Source organism: Chryseobacterium sp. D764, assembly GCF_019317325.1.
Lineage (GTDB): Bacteria > Bacteroidota > Bacteroidia > Flavobacteriales > Weeksellaceae > Chryseobacterium.
Window position 1 is genome coordinate 476,141 of the sequence record NZ_CP079219.1, and the last position, 20,054, is coordinate 496,194.

General features: G+C 36.2%; 20 protein-coding genes. 8 read left to right on the plus strand and 12 right to left on the minus strand.

What is annotated here, in order from left to right:
• Window positions 1–8: 8 nt before the first annotated feature.
• The 3 genes from KYG33_RS02035 to KYG33_RS02045 all read left to right on the plus strand — a co-directional run bounded on the left by KYG33_RS02035 (window position 9) and on the right by KYG33_RS02045 (window position 2,172).
• Window positions 9–440, plus strand: coding sequence for a BT0820 family HAD-type phosphatase (locus KYG33_RS02035; RefSeq protein ID WP_047384534.1), 432 nt, complete (start codon window positions 9–11; stop codon window positions 438–440).
• A gap of 155 nt (window positions 441–595) precedes the next feature.
• On the plus strand, window positions 596–1,405 hold the full coding sequence (gene map / locus KYG33_RS02040) for a type I methionyl aminopeptidase (protein ID WP_077414424.1): 810 nt from the start codon (window positions 596–598) through the stop codon (window positions 1,403–1,405).
• Window positions 1,405–2,172 (plus strand): class I SAM-dependent methyltransferase, encoded by a 768-nt coding sequence (locus tag KYG33_RS02045; RefSeq protein WP_077414422.1) that lies wholly within the window; start codon window positions 1,405–1,407, stop codon window positions 2,170–2,172. The genes map and KYG33_RS02045 overlap by 1 nt, the downstream gene beginning before the upstream one ends.
• A 128-nt stretch (window positions 2,173–2,300) precedes the next feature.
• Here the strand turns inward: KYG33_RS02045 and KYG33_RS02050 are convergent, their stop codons facing one another.
• Entirely contained in the window at window positions 2,301–2,633 is a 333-nt protein-coding gene (locus tag KYG33_RS02050) for a DMT family transporter (protein WP_077414420.1), read from the minus strand.
• Between the two features lie 232 nt (window positions 2,634–2,865).
• Entirely contained in the window at window positions 2,866–3,429 is a 564-nt protein-coding gene (locus KYG33_RS02055) for a Crp/Fnr family transcriptional regulator (RefSeq protein WP_077414418.1), read from the minus strand.
• Between the two features lie 276 nt (window positions 3,430–3,705).
• On the opposite strand from KYG33_RS02055, the gene era reads away from it, so the two are divergent.
• The 3 genes from era to KYG33_RS02070 all read left to right on the plus strand — a co-directional run bounded on the left by era (window position 3,706) and on the right by KYG33_RS02070 (window position 7,818).
• Window positions 3,706–4,581 (plus strand): GTPase Era, encoded by an 876-nt coding sequence (era, locus tag KYG33_RS02060; RefSeq protein WP_047384549.1) that lies wholly within the window; start codon window positions 3,706–3,708, stop codon window positions 4,579–4,581.
• A 66-nt stretch (window positions 4,582–4,647) separates the two neighbouring features.
• Complete coding sequence (locus KYG33_RS02065; protein WP_077414416.1) at window positions 4,648–5,076, plus strand: DoxX family protein; 429 nt, start codon at window positions 4,648–4,650, stop codon at window positions 5,074–5,076.
• A gap of 339 nt (window positions 5,077–5,415) precedes the next feature.
• Window positions 5,416–7,818 (plus strand): alpha/beta hydrolase family protein, encoded by a 2,403-nt coding sequence (locus tag KYG33_RS02070; RefSeq protein WP_219072575.1) that lies wholly within the window; start codon window positions 5,416–5,418, stop codon window positions 7,816–7,818.
• A gap of 171 nt (window positions 7,819–7,989) precedes the next feature.
• On the opposite strand, the gene KYG33_RS02075 is transcribed toward KYG33_RS02070, so the two are convergent.
• The gene (locus tag KYG33_RS02075; RefSeq protein ID WP_077414412.1) at window positions 7,990–8,679 is read right to left on the minus strand and encodes an HAD family hydrolase; all 690 of its coding nucleotides are present in this window, start codon (window positions 8,677–8,679) and stop codon (window positions 7,990–7,992) included.
• A 76-nt stretch (window positions 8,680–8,755) separates the two neighbouring features.
• Here KYG33_RS02075 and KYG33_RS02080 point away from each other — a divergent pair, with 76 nt between their 5' ends.
• Entirely contained in the window at window positions 8,756–9,319 is a 564-nt protein-coding gene (locus tag KYG33_RS02080) for a Crp/Fnr family transcriptional regulator (RefSeq protein WP_077414410.1), read from the plus strand.
• Between the two features lie 381 nt (window positions 9,320–9,700).
• Window positions 9,701–10,204 carry a GNAT family N-acetyltransferase gene (locus KYG33_RS02085; protein ID WP_180563509.1) on the plus strand — a complete coding sequence of 168 codons (504 nt, stop codon included), beginning with the start codon at window positions 9,701–9,703 and terminating at the stop codon, window positions 10,202–10,204.
• Window positions 10,205–10,330: 126 nt separating this feature from the next.
• Here the strand turns inward: KYG33_RS02085 and KYG33_RS02090 are convergent, their stop codons facing one another.
• The 9 genes from KYG33_RS02090 to KYG33_RS22415 form a co-directional block, all read right to left on the minus strand.
• Window positions 10,331–11,692 (minus strand): MATE family efflux transporter, encoded by a 1,362-nt coding sequence (locus tag KYG33_RS02090; protein WP_219072576.1) that lies wholly within the window; start codon window positions 11,690–11,692, stop codon window positions 10,331–10,333.
• A gap of 101 nt (window positions 11,693–11,793) precedes the next feature.
• A complete protein-coding gene (locus KYG33_RS02095; RefSeq protein WP_047384561.1) occupies window positions 11,794–12,978 on the minus strand; it encodes a sigma-54-dependent transcriptional regulator in 1,185 nt (394 codons plus the stop codon).
• 56 nt (window positions 12,979–13,034) lie between these two features.
• On the minus strand, window positions 13,035–13,694 hold the full coding sequence (locus tag KYG33_RS02100) for a YggS family pyridoxal phosphate-dependent enzyme (protein ID WP_219072577.1): 660 nt from the start codon (window positions 13,692–13,694) through the stop codon (window positions 13,035–13,037).
• 75 nt (window positions 13,695–13,769) lie between these two features.
• Window positions 13,770–14,636 (minus strand): polysaccharide deacetylase family protein, encoded by an 867-nt coding sequence (locus tag KYG33_RS02105; RefSeq protein ID WP_077414404.1) that lies wholly within the window; start codon window positions 14,634–14,636, stop codon window positions 13,770–13,772.
• Window positions 14,637–14,930: 294 nt separating this feature from the next.
• Complete coding sequence (locus KYG33_RS02110) at window positions 14,931–15,662, minus strand: DUF72 domain-containing protein (protein ID WP_219072578.1); 732 nt, start codon at window positions 15,660–15,662, stop codon at window positions 14,931–14,933.
• Window positions 15,663–15,666: 4 nt separating this feature from the next.
• Window positions 15,667–18,528 (minus strand): heavy metal translocating P-type ATPase, encoded by a 2,862-nt coding sequence (locus tag KYG33_RS02115; RefSeq protein WP_219072579.1) that lies wholly within the window; start codon window positions 18,526–18,528, stop codon window positions 15,667–15,669.
• A gap of 174 nt (window positions 18,529–18,702) precedes the next feature.
• The gene (locus KYG33_RS02120; protein WP_180563513.1) at window positions 18,703–19,263 is read right to left on the minus strand and encodes a helix-turn-helix domain-containing protein; all 561 of its coding nucleotides are present in this window, start codon (window positions 19,261–19,263) and stop codon (window positions 18,703–18,705) included.
• Window positions 19,260–19,655 (minus strand): acyl-CoA thioesterase, encoded by a 396-nt coding sequence (locus KYG33_RS02125; RefSeq protein ID WP_077414396.1) that lies wholly within the window; start codon window positions 19,653–19,655, stop codon window positions 19,260–19,262. The genes KYG33_RS02120 and KYG33_RS02125 overlap by 4 nt, the downstream gene beginning before the upstream one ends.
• A 97-nt stretch (window positions 19,656–19,752) precedes the next feature.
• Window positions 19,753–19,872 carry a DUF6157 family protein gene (locus tag KYG33_RS22415; protein WP_317169713.1) on the minus strand — a complete coding sequence of 40 codons (120 nt, stop codon included), beginning with the start codon at window positions 19,870–19,872 and terminating at the stop codon, window positions 19,753–19,755.
• Window positions 19,873–20,054 lie beyond the last annotated feature (182 nt).

Consider the following 20,054-nt stretch of genomic DNA (forward strand, 5'->3'; position numbering starts at 1 on the left):
ACAACGAAATGTTAAATAATAAAAAGATTGCTGTTGACTTTGACGGGACTATTGTTGATGACGCTTACCCGGCCATTGGAAAACCGAAAACTTTTGCATTCGAAACTTTAAAAAGACTTCAGGCTGAAGGATACAGACTTATACTTTGGACTTACAGACACGGAAAAACATTAGATGAAGCCGTAGAATTCTGTCAAAAAAACGGAATAGAATTTTACGCTGTGAATTCAAGTTTTGAAGGAGAAGTTTTTGATCATGAAACTCAATCCAGAAAATTAGATGCAGATTGGTTTATTGATGACAGGAACTTAGGAGGATTTCCGGGATGGGGTGAGATCTACAATATTATTCAGGAAAGAATAGAATTCCGTGTAGAAGGGAAGGAAGTTCTTGCCTATTCAAAACTTAAAAAAGAAAAGAAAAAAGGACTTTTCTGGTAGGATAGAAATGAGAAGCCAGATATTAGAAATTAGTTTTTGATGTCACATTAAAGCTTCTGTTTTTTATCAGAAAGAGTCTTAGATTGTTATAATATAGAAATACACATCATGCTGTAATCTAGCTTCTAACATCTAATATCTAACATCTATATACAATGATTCAATTAAAAACGATAGACGAATTGCGTCTGATGAAGGAGAGTGCCCGACTGGTTTCTAAAACATTGGGAATGTTGGCAAAAGAAATTAAACCAGGGATTACAACCTTATATTTAGATAAACTGGCTCATGATTTTATTAAAGATCATGGTGCTGAGCCTGCATTTTTAGGATATGGAGGATTCCCGAACTCTCTTTGTATCTCTCCGAATGATCAGGTGGTTCATGGGTTTCCAAACAATGATGTAGTAAAAGAAGGAGATGTTCTTTCCGTAGACTGTGGAGTTATTCTTAACGGTTTCGTAGGAGATCATGCCTATACTTTTGAAATCGGAGAAGTGAAGCCTGAGGTTAAAAAGTTACTGCAGGTTACCAAAGAATCTCTGTATAAAGGAATTGAGCAGGTTGTCAGAGGAAAGAGAATAGGAGATATCTCCCATGCAATCCAGGCACATTGTGAAAAAGAAGGATATGGAGTGGTAAGAGAACTTGTAGGACATGGTTTAGGAAGAAAAATGCACGAAGATCCACAGGTTCCAAACTATGGAAGACAAGGAAGCGGAAAGGTAATAAAAGACGGTTTGGCAATTGCTATTGAGCCAATGGTTAATATGGGAACTGAGAAAGTGAAGTTCCATAATGACGGCTGGACGGTGACGACTTTAGATAATATGCCATCTGCTCACTTTGAGCATGATGTGGCAGTAATCAATGGTAAACCGGTATTGCTTTCAACATTTGATTATGTGTATGAAGCTTTAGGGATTGTAAGTGATGAAGAAAAGCAGTTCCAACTGGATTTTTAATGAAAAAGGTAACAAAACTTTTACTGAATAAAATTCCACGCCCTATGCTTATTAAAATGAGTATTTGGGCCAGACCGCTTATTTATCAGTTTTTCAAAGGAGATCAGTTCTATGACCCTATTGATGGAAGATCTTACAGAAAATTCCTTCCGTATGGATATGGAAAACAAAGAGAAAATGCTCTTTCTCCCGGGACTTTAAGCCTGGAGAGACACCGTCAGATGTGGCTTTATCTTCAGAATGAGACTGATTTTTTTATTAAAAATTATAAAGTTCTGCATATTGCTCCCGAACAGGAATTTTTAAGGAAATTCAAAAGAATGAGTAACCTGAATTATATTTCAGCAGATCTTTATTCTCCGATTGTAGATGTGAAAGCAGATATTCTGGATTTACCTTTTGAAGACGAAAGTTTTGATATTATTTTCTGTAACCACGTTCTGGAACATATCGAAGACGATGCCAAAGCAATAAGTGAGCTGTATAGGGTTATGAAGCCCGGCGGATGGGGAATTCTTCAGGTTCCGATGAAAAATTCATTGGAGAAAACGTATGAAGATTTTACCATTAAAGATCCGAAAGAACGCCAGAAGCATTTCGGACAATATGATCACGTCCGCTGGTACGGAATGGATTATTTCGACCGCTTAAAAAAAGCAGGCTTTGAAACAGAACCGAACTTCTATTCACAGAAATTCTCAGAAGAAGAAATTAAAAAATACGGGTTAAGACACAATGAAATCTTGCCTATAGTTTATAAAAAATAAAAAAAGCCTGTCATTTTTTGGCAGGCTTTTTTCGTGTAATCAGGATGAGAATTTTTTTACATAACTAAAAAACCGCCTTCAATACGAAGACGGTTGCCATTTTTAAATATAGAGAAGTTTATGCTTTTTTAATGTGATGAAGACACTGCCTTCAAGCCTACCACAGAGCCAATAAGCGTTACAATAAAGAACACTCTCCAAAAACTTACAGGATCTTTAAAGAAAATAATTCCCATTAAAGCCGTTCCTACAGCGCCTATTCCTGTCCATACCGCATAAGCTGTTCCGATAGGTAAGGTCTGAGTAGCTTTGATCAGCAGAAGCATGCTGATAGTCATTGTGATCAGGAAGCCCGTATACCATAGGTACATCTCAGTTCCTGATGTTTCTTTTGCCTTTCCCAGACATGATGCAAAGGCAACTTCAAATAATCCCGCGATAACTAATATTAACCAATTCATTTTTTTAAATTTTTCTACGGCAAAGTTCAGAATTTGAAAGGAGAAAAAATTTTACAATTGTTAAAAAATGAAAATGTAGAGAGAGTAAGAAAGGAAGATGGAGGCTGGAAGAAAGAAGTTATGATAGCCTATTAAGAAATCTTGCTCAATTTTATTAATTAATGGGAATGCTTAGTAGTTATCATATGAGAAAATAACTTCCATCCTCCAGCTTCCATTCTCAAAATCGGAATTACTTTATTTCCGCCCGTATCCTGCTCAAACTCACCTGGGTAATGCCCAGATACGAAGCAATATACCCCAATTGAACTCTTTTAAGCAAATCAGGTTGATAGGCTATAATATCCTTATAACGCTCCAAAGATGTTTTGAACTGTCTGGAAATAATCAGTTCTTCAGATTTTATCATCTCGGCTTCCGCTAGTTTTCGGCCCCAGTTGGCAATATGGATGTCTTCATTAAACAGTTTTCTGAGGCTTTCTGTTTCCATTCTGTACAGATCGCAGTCTTCCAGTAGTTCGATGCTTTCATAACCGGGTTTGTCCTCCACATAGCTTTTCATAGAAAGAATGCACTGCCCTTCACTTCCAAACCAGAAGGTAATATCATTATCAGCCGTTGAAGAATAGGCACGCGCGATCCCTTTGCGGATAAAGTAGAGATAAGGAATCACCTTATCAGCTTCCATCAGGCAAAAACCTTTAGGATGAGAAATTTCAGTGATGTGCTCTTTTAAACTGTTTTTTGATGTTTCAGGCAGGATGTAAATCTGATCGAGAATCTGGTCTATATTCATAAAGATGAATTCTAATATTCAAAAATATTAGTTTTAAGTAATGCAATACAAAATTATTTTATGGTTTTTGCAGAAAACAGAACTGGCAGGCTGGCTATAAAGTTAAAGCATTGATTGAAAAGGCCTGAGTTTGTGATTAAACCTAATATATATTCCTTAAATCCTTTTTTAAAACGAATGTAAAATCCAATAACTCTCTTTTTTCTTTTAAAAATTGAGATTAACCGTAAAGACCAATTTTGTTTTAGTAACTTTGCAGTTCGTAATATTATTTTTATGCACAAAGCTGGATTTGTAAATATAGTTGGAAAGCCCAATGCGGGAAAATCGACCTTGCTCAACCAATTAATGGGTGAGAAATTGGCGATTGTAACGCAGAAAGCTCAGACAACCCGCCACAGAATTTTTGGTATTTATAATGAAGATGACCTTCAGATCGTATTTTCTGATACTCCGGGAGTATTGGATCCAAAATACGGATTGCAGGAAAAAATGATGGATTTTGTAAAAGACTCTTTACAGGATGCCGATGTTTTCCTGTTTATTGTAGACGTTACCGACAAAGCGGAACCGTCAGAATTTTTAATTGATAAGCTGAATAAAATCCCTGTACCTGTACTTCTTTTATTAAATAAAGTAGATCAGACTGATCAGGCAGGCCTTGAAAAATTAGTAGAAGACTGGCATAACAGAATTCCGAAAGCTGAAATTCTGCCTATTTCTGCTTTGAATGCTTTCAATACAGAGGTTATTTTACCTAAAATAAAATCTTTACTTCCTGAAAATCCTCCTTACTACGATAAAGATCAGTACACGGATAAGCCTGAAAGATTCTTTGTAAACGAAGCAATACGTGAGAAAATCCTTTTGAATTATGATAAGGAAATTCCATATTCGGTAGAAGTAGTGACTGAGCAGTTCAAAGAGAAAGAAGGAATTATCTTCATAGATTCTATTATTTATGTGGAAAGAGATACTCAGAAAGGAATTATTATCGGGCACAAAGGAGAAGCAATCAAGAAAGTGGGAACTGAAGCAAGATTAGATCTGGAAAAGTTTTTCACCAAAAAAATTCATTTAAACTTATTTGTAAAAGTGAAAAAAGACTGGAGAAAGAACGACAGAGATCTTAAAAATTTCGGTTACCGATAAACTAAAACGGCTGTAACCCCGTTGTATTAAAAGATTTTTATTACCTTAGTATAAATTTTTTAGTAAATGAACTATAATAATTCAAATTGGAGCTCAATACCTAAAGATGTTATTTTATTAGCAGTGAGAGTATTTGTTGGTTTTGCAATGCTGTCTCATGGCTTTCCAAAACTTCAGATGCTGTTGGCGGGCGGTAAAATTGAATTTTTCGATTTTATGGGACTCGGGCCTCAGATATCTTTGATTCTTACGGTTTTTGCTGAATTTGTTTGTTCAATACTCCTTATATTAGGGCTTTTTACAAGAGTTGCTTTAGGTTTTCTGATTTTTACCATGATCATTGCTGCTTTTGCAGTACATGGCGCAGATCCTTTTGAGAAAAGAGAAATGGCGCTAATCTATCTTTCCGTTTATCTTTTGCTCATGGTAATAGGAGCTGGAAAAGTTTCGGTGGATCATATGATAGAAAGAAGAAAAAGAGCTTCAGACTGGTAATCTTACAATAAAAAACAATACACAATAAAAAGAAAGGCACTTCAGAAAATGAGGTGCCTTTTCTGTTCTTAATAATTGCAGTTAGGTAAGCATTCCCAGATAGGAGCACCGCTTGGAGTTTTTCCTACTCTGCAAGCCATGTATCCTGGATCACATAATGGTGCATTTCCTCCTTTAATTGTTTTCAAATTGCTCTTTGATAATTTTCTTAAATTTTTCATACTATTTTAATTTGTAAGATAAAAGTAATGAAAAAATAAATATGACACCAAAAAGAGTCTTATTTTTTAGTGTTAGAAATTTGTTAAAATTTACTACATTCGTAGAAAATGAATTTATATGAAGATAAAACTGACTATTTGCCTTTTGGCATTTCTCAATTTTTATGATGCTCAGGAAAATATTACTTACCAGAAACCTTCTGCTGAGATTTTAAAATTGGCAGATTATCAAAGACCTCCAAGTGTTCTGATGAACAGCAAAAAAGACTGGGTAGTTTTTACTTATCGTCCAACATATAAAACACTGGAAGATCTCAGCCAGAGTGAAATGAAGCTTGGTGGGCTTAGAATCAATCCGGTTACCAATATCTCAAGCAGTATGACCTACTCAAATAATCTGAAAATCAGAAAGATCAATGATAAAAATGAGATTCAGGTAAAAAACCTGCCTTCCAATCCGAAAATTGCCTATGTTTCGTTTTCGCCGGATGAAAAGAAACTGGCTTTTACCAATACAACAAATAAAGGAGTAGAGCTTTGGATGGTAGATATGGAAACAGCTTCTGCCAAAAAAATTACAGCTGATAATCTGAATGCCAACTTGGGAATGCCTTACGTATGGTATAATGACTCTCAAAGTTTCCTGATCAGAACACTTCCACAAAACAGACCCGCTCTTATAGATGCAGCCAAAGACCTTCCAACAGGCCCGATTGTTTCAACGGCGGATGGTAAAGTTTCTCAGAACAGAACTTATCAGGATCTTTTGAAAAATCCTCAGGACGAAAAAAACTTTGAAACACTTACTGCTTCTGAAATTTATAATGTAGATCTTACAGGAAATCTTAAGAAATTAAAAGATCAGGATATGTATGCCGGCTTGAGTTTTTCTCCAGACGGAAATTACCTGATGGCTACAACCATTAAAAAGCCGTTTTCCTATATCGTTCCGCTCAACAGGTTTCCATCAACAACGGTTATATATGATATGAAAGGAAATGCTGTAAAAACAGTGAATGAAGTTCCTTTGAATGAAATCATGCCGAAAGGGTTTTCCTCTGTAAGAACCGGAAAAAGAGATATGGCATGGAGAAGTGATGCTCCTGCTACTCTTACCTATGCTGAAGCTTTGGATGGAGGAGATCAGTCTAAAACAGCGGACTACAGAGACGAAATATTTACCTGGGAAGCCCCATTTGCAGCAGCTCCAAAATCTTTCTTCAAAACAAAGCAGAGATATGATGATGTAGTTTGGACTAATGATCATTATGCTATTGTTTCTGAAGGCTGGTATGACACAAGAAATACAAAATCTTACCTTATAGATACTAATAACGGGGAATCTAAAGTTTTTGATGACAGAAATTATCAGGATGTTTACAGTGATCCTGGAAATTTTAACACAACGAAAAACCAATATGGAAGATATGTAATAGATATGAAAGGAGGAAAAGCTTACCTGATCGGAGATGGATTTACTAAAGACGGACAGCATCCTTTTATTGATGAAATGGATGTGAAATCACTGAAAAAGAAAAGACTTTATACCTCTAATGTAAAAAACGGTAAAGAAGAGATTATTGATATTCTTAATGCTTCAAAGGGTGAAATTCTTACTACTCAACAGTCACCAAGTCTTTATCCTAATTATTTCAAAAAGAATATTAAATCTAATAAGGCAGAAGCCGTAACTAACTTCGCAAACCCCTTTGAAAGTATCAAAGACGTTTACAAAGAAGTGATTACTTACAAAAGAAATGATGGGGTGACTTTAACGGGAACTCTTTATCTTCCTGCCAATTACGACAGAAAAGCGAAAAAAGAGAAGCTTCCGTTGCTGATTTGGGCATATCCTACCGAATATAAAGATAAAAATACAGCAGGACAGAATACCCAAAATCCTAACGACTTTACATTCCCGTATTACGGATCTTTTGTATACTGGACCACTAAAGGATATGCTGTTCTGGATGATGCTGCTTTCCCGATTATTGGGGAAGGAAAAACAGAGCCTAATGATACTTTCATCCCTCAGTTGGTAGCAAATGCTGCTGCGGCAATTGATGCAGTGGATCATCTGGGATATATTGACAGGAAGAAAGTAGCTGTAGGAGGACATTCTTACGGTGCTTTTATGACTGCAAACCTTTTGACACATTCAAACCTTTTTGCATGTGGTATTGCAAGAAGTGGAGCTTACAACAGAACTTTGACGCCATTCGGATTCCAGAGTGAGCAGAGAAATTACTGGGATGTTCCGGAGATTTACAACACAATGTCTCCGTTTATGAATGCTGATAAAATGAAAACACCGCTTCTTCTGATTCACGGTGATGCAGATAACAACCCCGGAACTTTCACCTTACAGACTGAAAGATACTTCCAGGCATTGAAAAATCTGGGTGCTCCGGTAAAAATGGTTCTTCTTCCAAAAGAAGCCCACGGATATCAGGCTAAAGAAAATATCTTACACCTTTTATGGGAACAGGATCAGTTTCTTGAAAAGTGTTTGAAGAAATAAATTACAAAAGAGACTGTTTATCACAAACAGTCTCTTTTTTTGATTAAAAAATATAATAAGGAAGTTAAAGGTATTAATTAAAACTTTATAGAACATCGCACTAAGCTTTTACTTAAAGCGCGACTCATCTTAATAATCTTACTTTCTTAATAGACCTTAATGGTTGAAATATTAAAGATGTTTCAGGATTTCATCAACACTCTTAAGCTCCATAAAATTCGGATGCTCCAGATTGACATCATGCTGTTCATGACTCCATGTGACATGATAAGGAATATGAGCTGCTGATCCTCCGATTTCCAATACAGGCATAACGTCTGATTTTATAGAATTTCCGAGCATCAGGAAGTTTTCGGGTTTGCAGTCCAGATGTTTCAGAAGTTTTTTATAATCATTTTCTTTTTTATCACTCATGATCTCGATATGATGGAAATAGTCCTGTAATCCTGAATTTTTCAATTTACGCTCCTGATCCAGAAGATCTCCTTTTGTAGCCACAACCAGTCTGTATTTTCCCTTTAACCTTTCAAGAGTCTCTGTAACTCCATCTAATAATTCAATAGGTTTTTGAAGAAGTTTCTGCCCCAGCTGGATAGTTTTGTTTACCAGTTCCAACGAAGCAGTGTTATTGGATACCCTGCCAATGGTTTCAATCATACAAAGCATAAATCCTTTTACTCCATAACCGTACAGATGGAGATTCTGCATTTCTGTTTTAAATAATTCCTGTGATACCGAATGTTGTGGAAGATAATCCTCAAGCAGCATACAGAACTCTTTTTCTGCCTCCTGAAAATAAGGTTCATTGATCCAAAGGGTATCATCTGCATCAAAGGCAATCGTAGTAATATGATTATTCATTTTTGTTTTGTAATTTTCTGTTCGCAAAATTCAGTATAAAAATTCAATAAGCAAAGGACATTTGTCCCGGGTAAATATGTTAAGGACAAATCAGACATTTTTAAACTATCTTGACGAGCTGTATGAAAAACAGAAGGGTAGTGATGATATTACATTAAAATCTTTTTCTGCAGGGAATAAAATATTAATACAGGATCATCAGCCTTCCCATGTAATGTTGATTAAAAAAGGGATTGTCAAATGTTATTTCGTTGAAGAGAACGGGAAAGAATATATTGTAGAATTTCTCGGAAGTGGGGAAGTGATAGGAGAAGTGGAGCTTATTAAGAATATAAACTGTCTGTGTACTATTGAAACGCTCACAGAAGCTACGGTGTATGCCGTAAAGATTCCTGCTTTCAGGTCTTTGATTAAAAACGATCTTGTCCTAAACAATCTTCTTTTAGAGTCTTTCGCGGAACGGATTATCAATACTTCCAGCAGGGCTTCTTATCAGCAGTTATATACAGTAGAACATACTTTAAAACAGTTGTTGCAAATGCAGTCTAAGCAGGATATTCAGATATCAAAAGAAGATATGGCGGCCTATCTCGGAATCACAGTAAGGAGCTTGAATAGAATCTTGAAGGATTTGAAATAGTTTTGTTTGGAAAATTGCAAAGACTCAAAGTTTTTTTTAATTCCTATTTTTAATTTTAATACACAGGAAAATCAAATATTTTCAGCAAGTTGAAGAAATTGTGCCCTTCTTTTTAATTATAATCTGCTTAATTAGTAAGTGATTAAAAAATAAACACTGTTCAATTTTATCAGAGATAAAATCTTTGCGCCTTAAAAATATTAGATCTTTCAATTCCATTGCGCCTTTGCGTATTCTAATAGGATTTTTTTTAAAGATTAATAATATTTTCAAGGGGTTGTTTGTTGTAAATATTAAAATTTGATAATTTGCGTATGATTTAAATGGGGTGTGTTTTAAAAATTTATTATTTTTGTATAAAATTAGGTTGAATATTCATCAATGGAAAAATTAAAGTTCAGAAATGCTGAGTTGGCAGATTTAAATAAAATCGTAGCCATATATAATTCAACAATTGCTTCAAGAATGGTTACTGCAGATATGGAAGAAGTCTCTGTAGAAAGCAAACTAAAGTGGTTTGAAGAACATAATCCTCAGACAAGACCACTTTGGGTGGTTGAAGATGAACAAAGTGACATTATCGGATGGGTAAGCTTCAGTTCATTCCATGAGAGAGCAGCATACAACGGAACGGTGGAAGTAAGCATTTATCTGGATGAAACCTGCAGAGGAAAAGGATATGGTAAAACAATTCTTCAGTACTGTATTGATAATGCAGGGAAATTCGGAGTGAAAAATCTTGTAGCTCTCATTTTCCTTCATAATGAGCCAAGTTTGAAACTGTTCAGGCATTTCGGATTTGAAGATTGGGGAAGCCTTCCTAATGTAGCCATTCTGGATGGCGTTGAGAGAAGTCTGAAGATTTTAGGAAAGAGAATAGATTGATGCGCTTATATGGTAAAAAAATCTGCGTAATCAATAAGATCTGCGAGAGAATATAGATCAATGCTTTATTACAAATTAACGAATATAAAAAAAGCTGTTTCAAATACTGAAACAGCTTTTTTATTTTTATGAATTCTGCTTAATTCGTTTCGCAGACATATTCAGAAATCGTTTTACCAGGAAAACGGCCGATACTGTCAGTCCTAATCCTAGTGCGATCCACATTCCGAATGCGCCCATTTCCAAAGTAACACAGAAGAAATACCCCAAAGGAATTGTAATCACCCAATAGGCGATAAAAGTATAAATAGATGGGATTTTCACATCCTGTAGCCCTCTCAGCATTCCTAAAGCCGTTACCTGGATTCCGTCAGAAAGCTGGAACAGTGCGGCAATAATCATAAGTTTTGATGCCAGCATAATAACTTCCACTTCTTCTTTTTTCGTGAAGAAAGTCGGAAGTATGTTTCTTCCTAGAATAAATACCAATCCACAGATACACATGAAAATAAAGGCAATCTTCAGGTTGTTGATTCCAACCTTTCTGAGTTCCACAAAATTCTGTTCACCCACTTTTCTACCGATCATTACCGTGGAAGCAACACTAAACCCTACACATAAGTTAAAAGTGAAAGAGGCCATACTTAAAGCGATCTGGTGAGAAGCAATATCATGAGCAGAGATCAATCCGCAGATAAATGCAGCTCCGGCAAAAGCAGTTACTTCAAAGAACATCTGTAAAGCTGTAGGCAGCCCCAGTTTCACCATTTTATCAAACATTTGCTTTGAGAAATCCTTAATTTTTAAAGAGAAATCTTTGATATAACGTCTTGTTTTTTCTTCTTTTACCAAAACAAAATAAAGGAAAACAACCATGAAAATTCTGGAAATCAAGGTGGCAAGAGCAGATCCCTGTACACCCATTGCAGGTATTCCCCAAAGTCCTTTGATGAAAACATAGTTTAACGCAATATTGATGATATTCGCAATAATGGTTGCCTTGGTAACTCCAATGGTATAAGATAAACCTTCAGAAACTTCACGAAGCGTCTGAAATGCCATAAATGGGATCATGCTGATCACCATGATACTTAAAAAGCTTACCGTATCAGGAATGATCTTGGCGGGCTGTCCGGAATGATAGAGGAGTGGCATTCCCAAAAGGAGAATGACCATCAGGATAATTCCGACCGACATATTGATAATAAAGCCGTGGCTGAATACAGAATTGATCGTAGCGTGATCCTGTTTGGAGTGCGCTTCCGAAACCAATGGTGGAATGGCAAATGAAAAGCCCAGGGCTAGCACAAATATGGAGAAAAACACAGCATTCCCCAATGAAACAGATGCCAGAGCATCGGCACCCAAAAGTTTTCCGACAATAATATTATCGAATAAGTTGACCGAAACCTGCCCCACCTGAGTAAGCATCACAGGCAGAGCCAAAGTCAGGCATTCTTTCGTATAGTTTTTGTTTAAAAATTTCATAATATTTTAAGATTCATATAGTTTATAATTCAAATAAGGCAAAAAAAAAATTTGCAGTGATAACACTGCAAATTTTTATAATATCGTAAATAATAGCTTTATTATTTCCTTACAAAACTTGCAACGTCACCTTCAGAAACAGTGTTTCCACCAAGAATAATCAATCTTTCCACAACATTCCTTAGCTCCCTGATATTTCCAGTCCATGAAAGAGATTTTAAAGCGTCAACAGCTTTATCATCAAACTTTTTCACAGCAGTACCATGCTCATCAGCAATCATACCTGAGAAATGGTCAACCAGCAATTTGATGTCCTCTTTTCTGTCATCCAATGGTGGAACATAGATTTCAATAACAGATAGTCTGTGGTAAAGGTCTTCTCTGAATTTCCCTTCCTCAATTTCTTTCTGCATATTCTTATTGGTTGCCGCAATAACTCTTACGTCAACTTTTATTTCTTTATCGCTTCCTACAGGAGAAACTTTGCTTTCCTGAAGTGCTCTCAATACCTTAGCCTGAGCAATAAGACTCATATCACCAATCTCATCAAGGAAGATGGTACCACCATTAGCCTGCTCAAATTTTCCCTGCTTATCCTTAATAGCTCCTGTAAAAGATCCTTTTACGTGTCCGAAAAGTTCAGATTCAATAAGTTCAGACGGAATTGCAGCGCAGTTTACCTCTATCATAGGACCTCTTGCACGTTCACTTTGATTGTGGATGGCATGGGCTACCAATTCTTTTCCGGCGCCGTTAGGTCCTGTAATCAGAACTCTGGCATCAGAAGCGGCTACTTTTTCGATCATATCCTGAATCTTTTGAAGAGCAGGAGAATCACCGATCATCTGGTATTTTTTATTTACTTTTCTCTTTAAGGTTTTGTTTTCAGTCTGAAGATTTTTGTTTTCTTTCTTCAGGGTTTCCTTCACCAAAGCGTTTTTTACACTCGTAATCAATCTGTTGATGTCAATTGGCTTGGAGATAAAATCGTATGCACCCTCTTTTAAACAGGAAACAGCAGAATCAATATCTGCGTGGCCTGAGATCATGATAAAAGTAGTTTCTGGTTTTAATGCGAGACTTTGCTTCAAAAGTTCAGTTCCTGAAAGTTTAGGCATTTTAATATCGGAAATCACCAATGCGAAATCTTCTTTTTCTACCTGTTTGTAACCTTCAAGGCCATCTTCAGCGATAACAAATTCATAATCGGTTAGTTCATCCGAAAGAATACTGTGAAGTACTCCCGAGATTGCTTTTTCGTCTTCTACTATAAGGATTTTTTGCATAGTTGCAAATTTAAATTTTTTGTTTCAATTATTAGCAAAAACTATACCTAAATATTCTATTTTGAATAGTCTCTTCTTCCAAAAATTGCAGATCCAACTCTCACAGAGTTAGCACCACACTCAATAGCTGTCAGGAAATCATCACTCATTCCCATTGATAATGTATTTAGTGTTTTTAATTGATTTAATTCATCAAAAAGTCCCTTCAGGATTAAAAATTCATTTCTTACCTGCTGCTCATCATCCGTGAATGTTGCCATTCCCATTAAACCGGTAATTTCAACATTGGGAAATTGACCTTCAACATACTGTTGAAACAGATCTTTCGCTTCAGAAATTTCAAGCCCGAATTTACTTTCCTCAGCCGCAATTTTTACCTGCAGTAGAACCTTAATAACCCTATTGTTTTTTCCTGACTCTTTGTTGATTTCTGCTAATAATTTTTCAGAATCCACACTTTGTATCGTGTCTATGAAAGAAGCAATATATTTTACTTTATTGGTCTGTAAATGCCCGATAAGGTGCCATTGGATATCCTGAGGAAGGAGAGGGTATTTCTCCATCAGTTCCTGTACCTTATTTTCTCCAAAAACTCTCTGTCCCAGATCGTATACTTCCTGCACTGCGGAAGTGGGGTGTGTTTTCGAAACAGCAACCAGCTGAACATTGGATGGCAGCTGATCTTTTATGGATTTATAATTTTCTTTAATACTCATAGATGCAAATTTCCGAAAATTCCCTGACAGTTGCCAGCGATGAATATATTTTACATGGCCCTTTTTATACAAAAATTAATTCAAAACTTCATTGATCTTAGGATATTGAGAAATCTTTCTGAAAACAAATTTGTTGCTTTTCTGCAGTTTTTCAATAAAAAGATCCAGCTCATTGATAGAGTCTGTATCTCTGAGATATTGATCATGAGTAAGGAAAACAAGGTGTCTTGAAGTTTTTTCAAGATCGTTAAAGAAAATACTGTCAACTTTCTTGATCATTGCTTCATGGCTTCCTTTTAAAGTCATTTTCTGGGAAGGTCTCCATTCAAGATCCCAGCCGATTACTTTGTAACCTGCCTTTTTAAGACCATCTGCAGCTGCAGTAGAACCTTTGATATCGGTTACATTAATATTGTTAAGCCTCCAGATATTTCTTCCGGGAGTTCTTGCTATTTTATCAGAAAGCTTCAGGCTGTCTTTGGCGATATCAAAATCATGTACTACAGATTCAGCATTTTTATAAAAATCGGTGTATTTGTTATGGGCATGACTAAAGCTGTGGTTGGCCAGTTCTACGAGAGGATTTTGCTTCAGAAGCAGCAGATCGTCTTTTTGTTTTTTGCTTCCATAAGCATGTTTTCCCACCAGAAAGGCGGTTGCACAAACATTTCTTTTATCCAGGATTTTTAAAAGATTTTCGGTTCCCTGATTAGGACCGTCATCAAAAGTAAGGTAGATCACTCTTTTATCCGGGTCTACGCTTTCATCATCCATTTTGGGGACTATTTCTGCGGAAGGATGCTCCTGTGAATTGACGACGGGGTCATTATTCACTTCATTTTTAAAATTACAGCTATACAATAAAGCCGAAGTTGCACTCATCAATGCAAACATCCCGAGAAAAGTCTTATTTGTTGACTTTCCCGCAAAAATTTTTCTCATAAAGATAATGGAATTTAAATTGTTAAAAATCGTTAAAAATAACAATTGAAAGTTAACAAATTACATGCCATGCTGTACATGTTTTTTCTTTTTAAGTTTATTTTAAGAACTTTATTTTAAAGGGTATTTCCATTACCTGAAGAATTGTAGAGTTATGATTTGGTTTTCTTTAGATTTTAACATTTATAAATATGAAACTAATAGTTTTTCTCTATATTTATTGGTGTTTCAATATTCTTCATGTAATGGGGAATTATTTTAGGTGTAGAATCAGATTGTTACAATAAAAGGTAATTATTTTTCTAAAATGCTTTTTAAGTACAGGGAATTTTTAATGGCCGCAGTTCCCCAGGTATTATTAAAGAATATAAAAGCGGTTTGCTGGGAGTTTTTAATTTTTCCGGCAAGTTCATCCAAAAAGGTTTCACTGTATTCAGATTTGTAAAGGACAGGCTTACCGTGAAGTCTGTAGTAGAGTATGGCTGGATGGTTGACAATCATATCTTCAGGGAGCTCAGCCGGAAAACTTACACCGGAAAAAACAATACCAAGATCTTCCAGCAGATCAAAGATTTCTTTTTGCCACCATGAGTTGTGCCGGAATTCAATGACGTTCAGAAACGTATGATCAATAGAACTGATGATATGTTCTATATTTTCCGGAGTGTTTTTAAAAGAAGGAGGAAGCTGGTATAGAAATCCGGAGAGTTTGTCCTTCAGATGGCTTTGAATATGACTGCAGAATGCAGCAATCTCTTCTTTTGAATTTTCAAGACGGTTTTGATGGGTAATGGATTTTGGAATCTTAATGAAAAACCTAAAAGAATGGGGAGTTTCATCATACCATTTCAAAAGTGTTTTTGAGGTGGGTTTTCTATAAAAGGTAGAATTGATTTCTACGGTGTTGAATGTTTTTGAATATAAAGAAAGAAAATCTTTACTCGGGGCATTTTCAGGATATAAAGACCCTTTCCAGTCGTTGTTATAAAATCCTGAACACCCTATGTAAAGATTTTCTTTTGTCATGATGCTATTTTTTATCCAGATCCACGGAGCTTAATCTCAATGAATTCAGAATCACAGAGAGGGAACTGATGCTCATTGCAGCAGCTGCAATCATAGGTGATAACAGAATTCCAAAGAATGGATACAATAATCCTGCCGCTACCGGAACTCCCAATACATTATAGATAAATGCAAAGAATAAGTTTTCTTTAATGTTTTTGAGAAGCTTTTCACTTAATAATTTCGCTTTTGCAACACCCAGAATATCTCCTTTTAACAAAGTAATTTCAGCGCTTTCAATGGCTACATCAGTTCCTGTTCCCATGGCGATTCCTACATTAGATTGGGCAAGGGCAGGAGAGTCATTGATTCCGTCTCCGGTCATAGCAACGATCTTACCTTGTTGCTGCAGTCTTTTTACCTCATTCAGCTTATCTTCCGGAAGACAGTTGGCTTTGAAATGTTTGATTCCTAATTCATCGGCAACGGCTTTGGCAGTGTGCTCATTATCTCCGGTCATCATAATTACATCAATTCCTTCGCTCATCAGCTGTTTAACTGCTTTTTTGGAGCTTTCTTTAATTTTATCCGTAAAACTTATGAAGCCAAGTACCTGCTGATCCTGTGCGATATAAGAGATTGTATGTGCCTTTGACTGTACTTGCACGGCTTTTTGTTTTAAACTTTCCGGAATGGCGATATGATGTGAGGTCAACAGATTTTCATTTCCTAAATAAGCTGTTTTACCATTAATATTTCCTTTTACTCCTTTTCCTGAAATGTTTTCAAACTGATCTACTTTTTCAGAAGTTATACTTTCTTCTTTTGCTCTTTTTATGACCGCATTGGAAAGTGGGTGTTCTGAGTTTTGATTCAGAGAAAAAGCAAGTTTTAAAATCTGATGCTGATCTCCGGTTACTGTTTCAATATATTCTACAGATGGTTTTCCTTCCGTTAAAGTACCTGTTTTATCGGTGATCAGAACATTTACTTTATTCATTTGTTCAAGAGCTTCAGCATTTTTGATCAGGATTCCGTTTTTGGCACCTTTCCCGATTCCTACCATTAAGGACATAGGAGTTGCCAGTCCCAGGGCACACGGACATGCTACAATTAAAACAGCAACAGCGTTCACAAATGCAAATAAGATTCTTTTTCCTTCCGGGCCAAAAAACTGCCACAGGATAAAGGTAAGTACCGCGATAAGAATGACCACGGGAACAAACACCTTCGAAACTTTATCAGTAAGTTTCTGGATTGGAGCTTTGCTTCTGCTGGCTTCATTGACCATTTTAATGATCTGTGAAAGCAGTGTTTCATCACCTACTTTCTCAGCCTTCATTATGAATACCTGATTACCATTTATCGTTCCCGAAGACACCTTATCATCTATATTTTTTTCAACAGGAACAGGTTCACCCGTGATCATACTTTCGTCTACGATAGAATTTCCTTCAGTAATTTTTCCGTCCACAGGAATTTTTTCACCTGGTTTTACTTTTAATAAATCTCCGATTTTCACCTGAGAAAGTAGTACTTTCTTTTCTTCACCATTTACAATAAGGTTGGCTTCATCTGGTGAAAGATTCATCAGCTCCTTGATGGCATTACCTGTTTTCTTATGAGCGGCAGCTTCCATTAACTGGCCTAAAATAACAAGGGTTAAAATCACACAGACTGCTTCAAAATATAATGGGATTTCATGATTGTGGCCACGAATTTCATGCGGAATAATATCCGGAAATACTAAAGCAACAATACTGAAAATAAATGCGGCAGCTACACCCAGCGCAATAAGGCTGAACATATTGAGATTCCATGTTTTAAAAGAAACCCAGCCTCTTTTCAGAAGAAACCATCCGGAATAAAACATCACCGGAAGAGTTAAAGCAAGTTCAATAAATCCTTGAATCTGATGAGAAAAAGGAAAATTGATAAACATTCCGCCCATTGATAGAATGAAAACAGGAATGGTAAATGCCAATGAAGTAATAAACTTTCTCTTTAATATATTATAGGTTTCATCCTCTTCATCATCGCCGCTGTCCGGCATTCTTACGAGATCCATTCCACAGATCGGACAGTCTCCCGGTTCATCACGAACGATTTCCGGGTGCATAGGGCATGTGTATTTTGCGGTTTTCTTTTCCGGATACTTTACCAGATCCATACCGCAAACGGGACATCCTACGTTGGAATCATAGGTTTTATCACCTTCACAATACATAGGACAGTAATATCTGCCAGCCATTTCATCAGTTACTTTGGGAGCATCATGGTTATGACTGTGGTGATCATGATGATGAGCGTGGGAGTGAGAATGATGCTGGTATGAACCTCCTTTTTGAATAAGCTCTTCTGTGATCGGTTCTAAATGCATATGGCAGACAGGACAGTCTCCTTTTTCATCGTACACTTTATCACCTTCACAAAACATAGGGCAATAGTATTTTCCGATACTGTCTTTAAAGTTTCCGGGAAGGTTGGTTGCGGAAAAAGTTGGCTTATGATTGGGATCTTTGGCCAGTTTTTCTTCAATAGGTACCAGGTACATTTTGCAGACAGGGCATCTTTCGCCTTGTTTGAAATATACTTTATCTCCTTCGCACTCCATTGGACAATAGTATACAGAAGACGGTGATACCCGGTCCTGAGGTTTTATAAAGGCTTTCTCTGGATTATTCGGATCTTCAAGTCTGTATTTTCCTATTTCTGCCAAAGCATCGTTTAAAACTGAAAGTTTTATTTCATGATCAGAGATAATTGTTGCGGTATTGTTTTCCAGATTGACATCGGCTTGAACACCTTCAACACTGTTCAGTTGATTTGAAATCTTTTTCTGGCAGCCGGAACAGGTCATTCCGAGTATTTTATACTGTTGTTCCATGATTCTTAAATTTATACTACAAATTTCCAAAATGGAATGCTAAGGTTGTTATAAATTTAAGGATAATAGTTATAAAATTAGGTTGGAGGAATAGGAGTGTTGCAAGGGGAGAGCATTTGTAAATGAAATAGAAATATATAACTCCTTCACCCAAATACTCTCGAATGTTCTTACTTATAGATTATCAAGTGCTTTGCGGTTGTGCTCTTTAAGCTTTTTGAATTCAGTGGGGGTGAATCCGGTTATATTCCGGAATTGGGATGAAAGGTGCTGAACGCTTTTATAGCCAAGCTTTCCGGCAATTTCAGTAAGGTTGAATTCATTATAGAGAAGAAGCTCTTTTACCTTTTCAATTTTCTGAAGAATAAAGAATTGTTCTAAGGTGATATTTTCGTTTTGTGAAAATGTTTTTGAAAGTGCACTGTAGTCCTTATGAAGTTTTGAACTTAAAAATTCTGAAAGCAGAAAGTCTTCAGCAATATCAAGGTCGCTGATCTTTATAATGATCAGGTTTTTGATTTTTTCAATAATCTGATGTGAAGAATCCATAATTCTTTCAAAACCAGTATTAAGCAGTTCTTTTTCTATGGCCTGCATTTTTTCAGGAGAAACTTCAGTTTCTGTTTCTGCTTCACCTAATAAGACGACGCTTGTTTTTACATCTGCATTACGGAAGATGGTTTCTACTGCCGCAATGCACCTGTTGCAGACCATATTTTTTATGAAAATTTTCATAGACTGCTGTTTAACCTGTCTTTTACGAATTCAATCTGGGTTTTGCCATGAGCAGAAGGATTGCCTTCCGCATCCAGGTTTACCATTACGATTTTTTCTACAGTAATAATGGTTTGGTGAGTCATCTTATTTCGTACATCACATCTTAAAGTAACAGAGGAGGAACCGAAATGAGTTGCCTCAATTCCTATTTCTATAATGTCACCCTGCTTAGCAGAACTTACGAAATTAATTTCTGAGATAAATTTGGTTACCACTTTTGTGTTTTCCAACTGGATAATGGCATATAATGCTGCCTCTTCATCGATCCATTGAAGGAGTCTTCCTCCGAAAAGAGAGTGATTAGGATTTAAGTCTTCAGGTTTTACCCATTTTCTGGTATGGTAGTTCATATCTTTTAATAATTTGTAGCACAAATTTAGTGTTAAAAGCTGATGTTTTCAAAAGAATAGCATTTATTGATCTGAAAATAATGATTCATTTTCTCAATCATTTTCTTTTGGAGCGCATGGCTTTTGTTTTTGTGGCAGAAGTGTCATTCAGGAAATCCTGATATTCTTTACTTTCTATAGGGAACAGGGCAACTTTCTTATCTTTATTATGATGGATTCCGAATCCATATCTTTTAACTAAAGGAGAAGATCAAAGGCAGGCCTGGCCTGGGAAACAGGGCAGGCTTCGGCTGTTTCAATAAAGGTGTTCATATAATTAGTAGTGTATTGTTTCATTTTCTGACATTTAATTGATGTTTTTATTGAATCCAGCTAGTAAGAGATCTTATGAATATAATT

Bases quoted from the DNA above. Each gene is read 5' to 3' on its own strand.
- KYG33_RS02075 (WP_077414412.1), bottom strand. From the start codon at position 8,679: ATGAATAATCATATTACTACGATTGCCTTTGATGCAGATGATACCCTT.
- KYG33_RS02080 (WP_077414410.1), top strand. From the start codon at position 8,756: ATGTTAAGGACAAATCAGACATTTTTAAACTATCTTGACGAGCTGTAT.
- KYG33_RS02045 (WP_077414422.1), top strand. From the start codon at position 1,405: ATGAAAAAGGTAACAAAACTTTTACTGAATAAAATTCCACGCCCTATG.
- KYG33_RS02095 (WP_047384561.1), bottom strand. From the start codon at position 12,978: ATGCAAAAAATCCTTATAGTAGAAGACGAAAAAGCAATCTCGGGAGTA.
- KYG33_RS02100 (WP_219072577.1), bottom strand. From the start codon at position 13,694: ATGAGTATTAAAGAAAATTATAAATCCATAAAAGATCAGCTGCCATCC.
- KYG33_RS02105 (WP_077414404.1), bottom strand. From the start codon at position 14,636: ATGAGAAAAATTTTTGCGGGAAAGTCAACAAATAAGACTTTTCTCGGG.
- KYG33_RS02125 (WP_077414396.1), bottom strand. From the start codon at position 19,655: ATGAACTACCATACCAGAAAATGGGTAAAACCTGAAGACTTAAATCCT.
- KYG33_RS02050 (WP_077414420.1), bottom strand. From the start codon at position 2,633: ATGAATTGGTTAATATTAGTTATCGCGGGATTATTTGAAGTTGCCTTT.
- era (WP_047384549.1), top strand. From the start codon at position 3,706: ATGCACAAAGCTGGATTTGTAAATATAGTTGGAAAGCCCAATGCGGGA.
- KYG33_RS02065 (WP_077414416.1), top strand. From the start codon at position 4,648: ATGAACTATAATAATTCAAATTGGAGCTCAATACCTAAAGATGTTATT.
- map (WP_077414424.1), top strand. From the start codon at position 596: ATGATTCAATTAAAAACGATAGACGAATTGCGTCTGATGAAGGAGAGT.
- KYG33_RS02110 (WP_219072578.1), bottom strand. From the start codon at position 15,662: ATGACAAAAGAAAATCTTTACATAGGGTGTTCAGGATTTTATAACAAC.
- KYG33_RS02120 (WP_180563513.1), bottom strand. From the start codon at position 19,263: ATGAAAATTTTCATAAAAAATATGGTCTGCAACAGGTGCATTGCGGCA.
- KYG33_RS02035 (WP_047384534.1), top strand. From the start codon at position 9: ATGTTAAATAATAAAAAGATTGCTGTTGACTTTGACGGGACTATTGTT.
- KYG33_RS02070 (WP_219072575.1), top strand. From the start codon at position 5,416: ATGAAGATAAAACTGACTATTTGCCTTTTGGCATTTCTCAATTTTTAT.
- KYG33_RS02085 (WP_180563509.1), top strand. From the start codon at position 9,701: ATGGAAAAATTAAAGTTCAGAAATGCTGAGTTGGCAGATTTAAATAAA.
- KYG33_RS02115 (WP_219072579.1), bottom strand. From the start codon at position 18,528: ATGGAACAACAGTATAAAATACTCGGAATGACCTGTTCCGGCTGCCAG.
- KYG33_RS02090 (WP_219072576.1), bottom strand. From the start codon at position 11,692: ATGAAATTTTTAAACAAAAACTATACGAAAGAATGCCTGACTTTGGCT.
- KYG33_RS02055 (WP_077414418.1), bottom strand. From the start codon at position 3,429: ATGAATATAGACCAGATTCTCGATCAGATTTACATCCTGCCTGAAACA.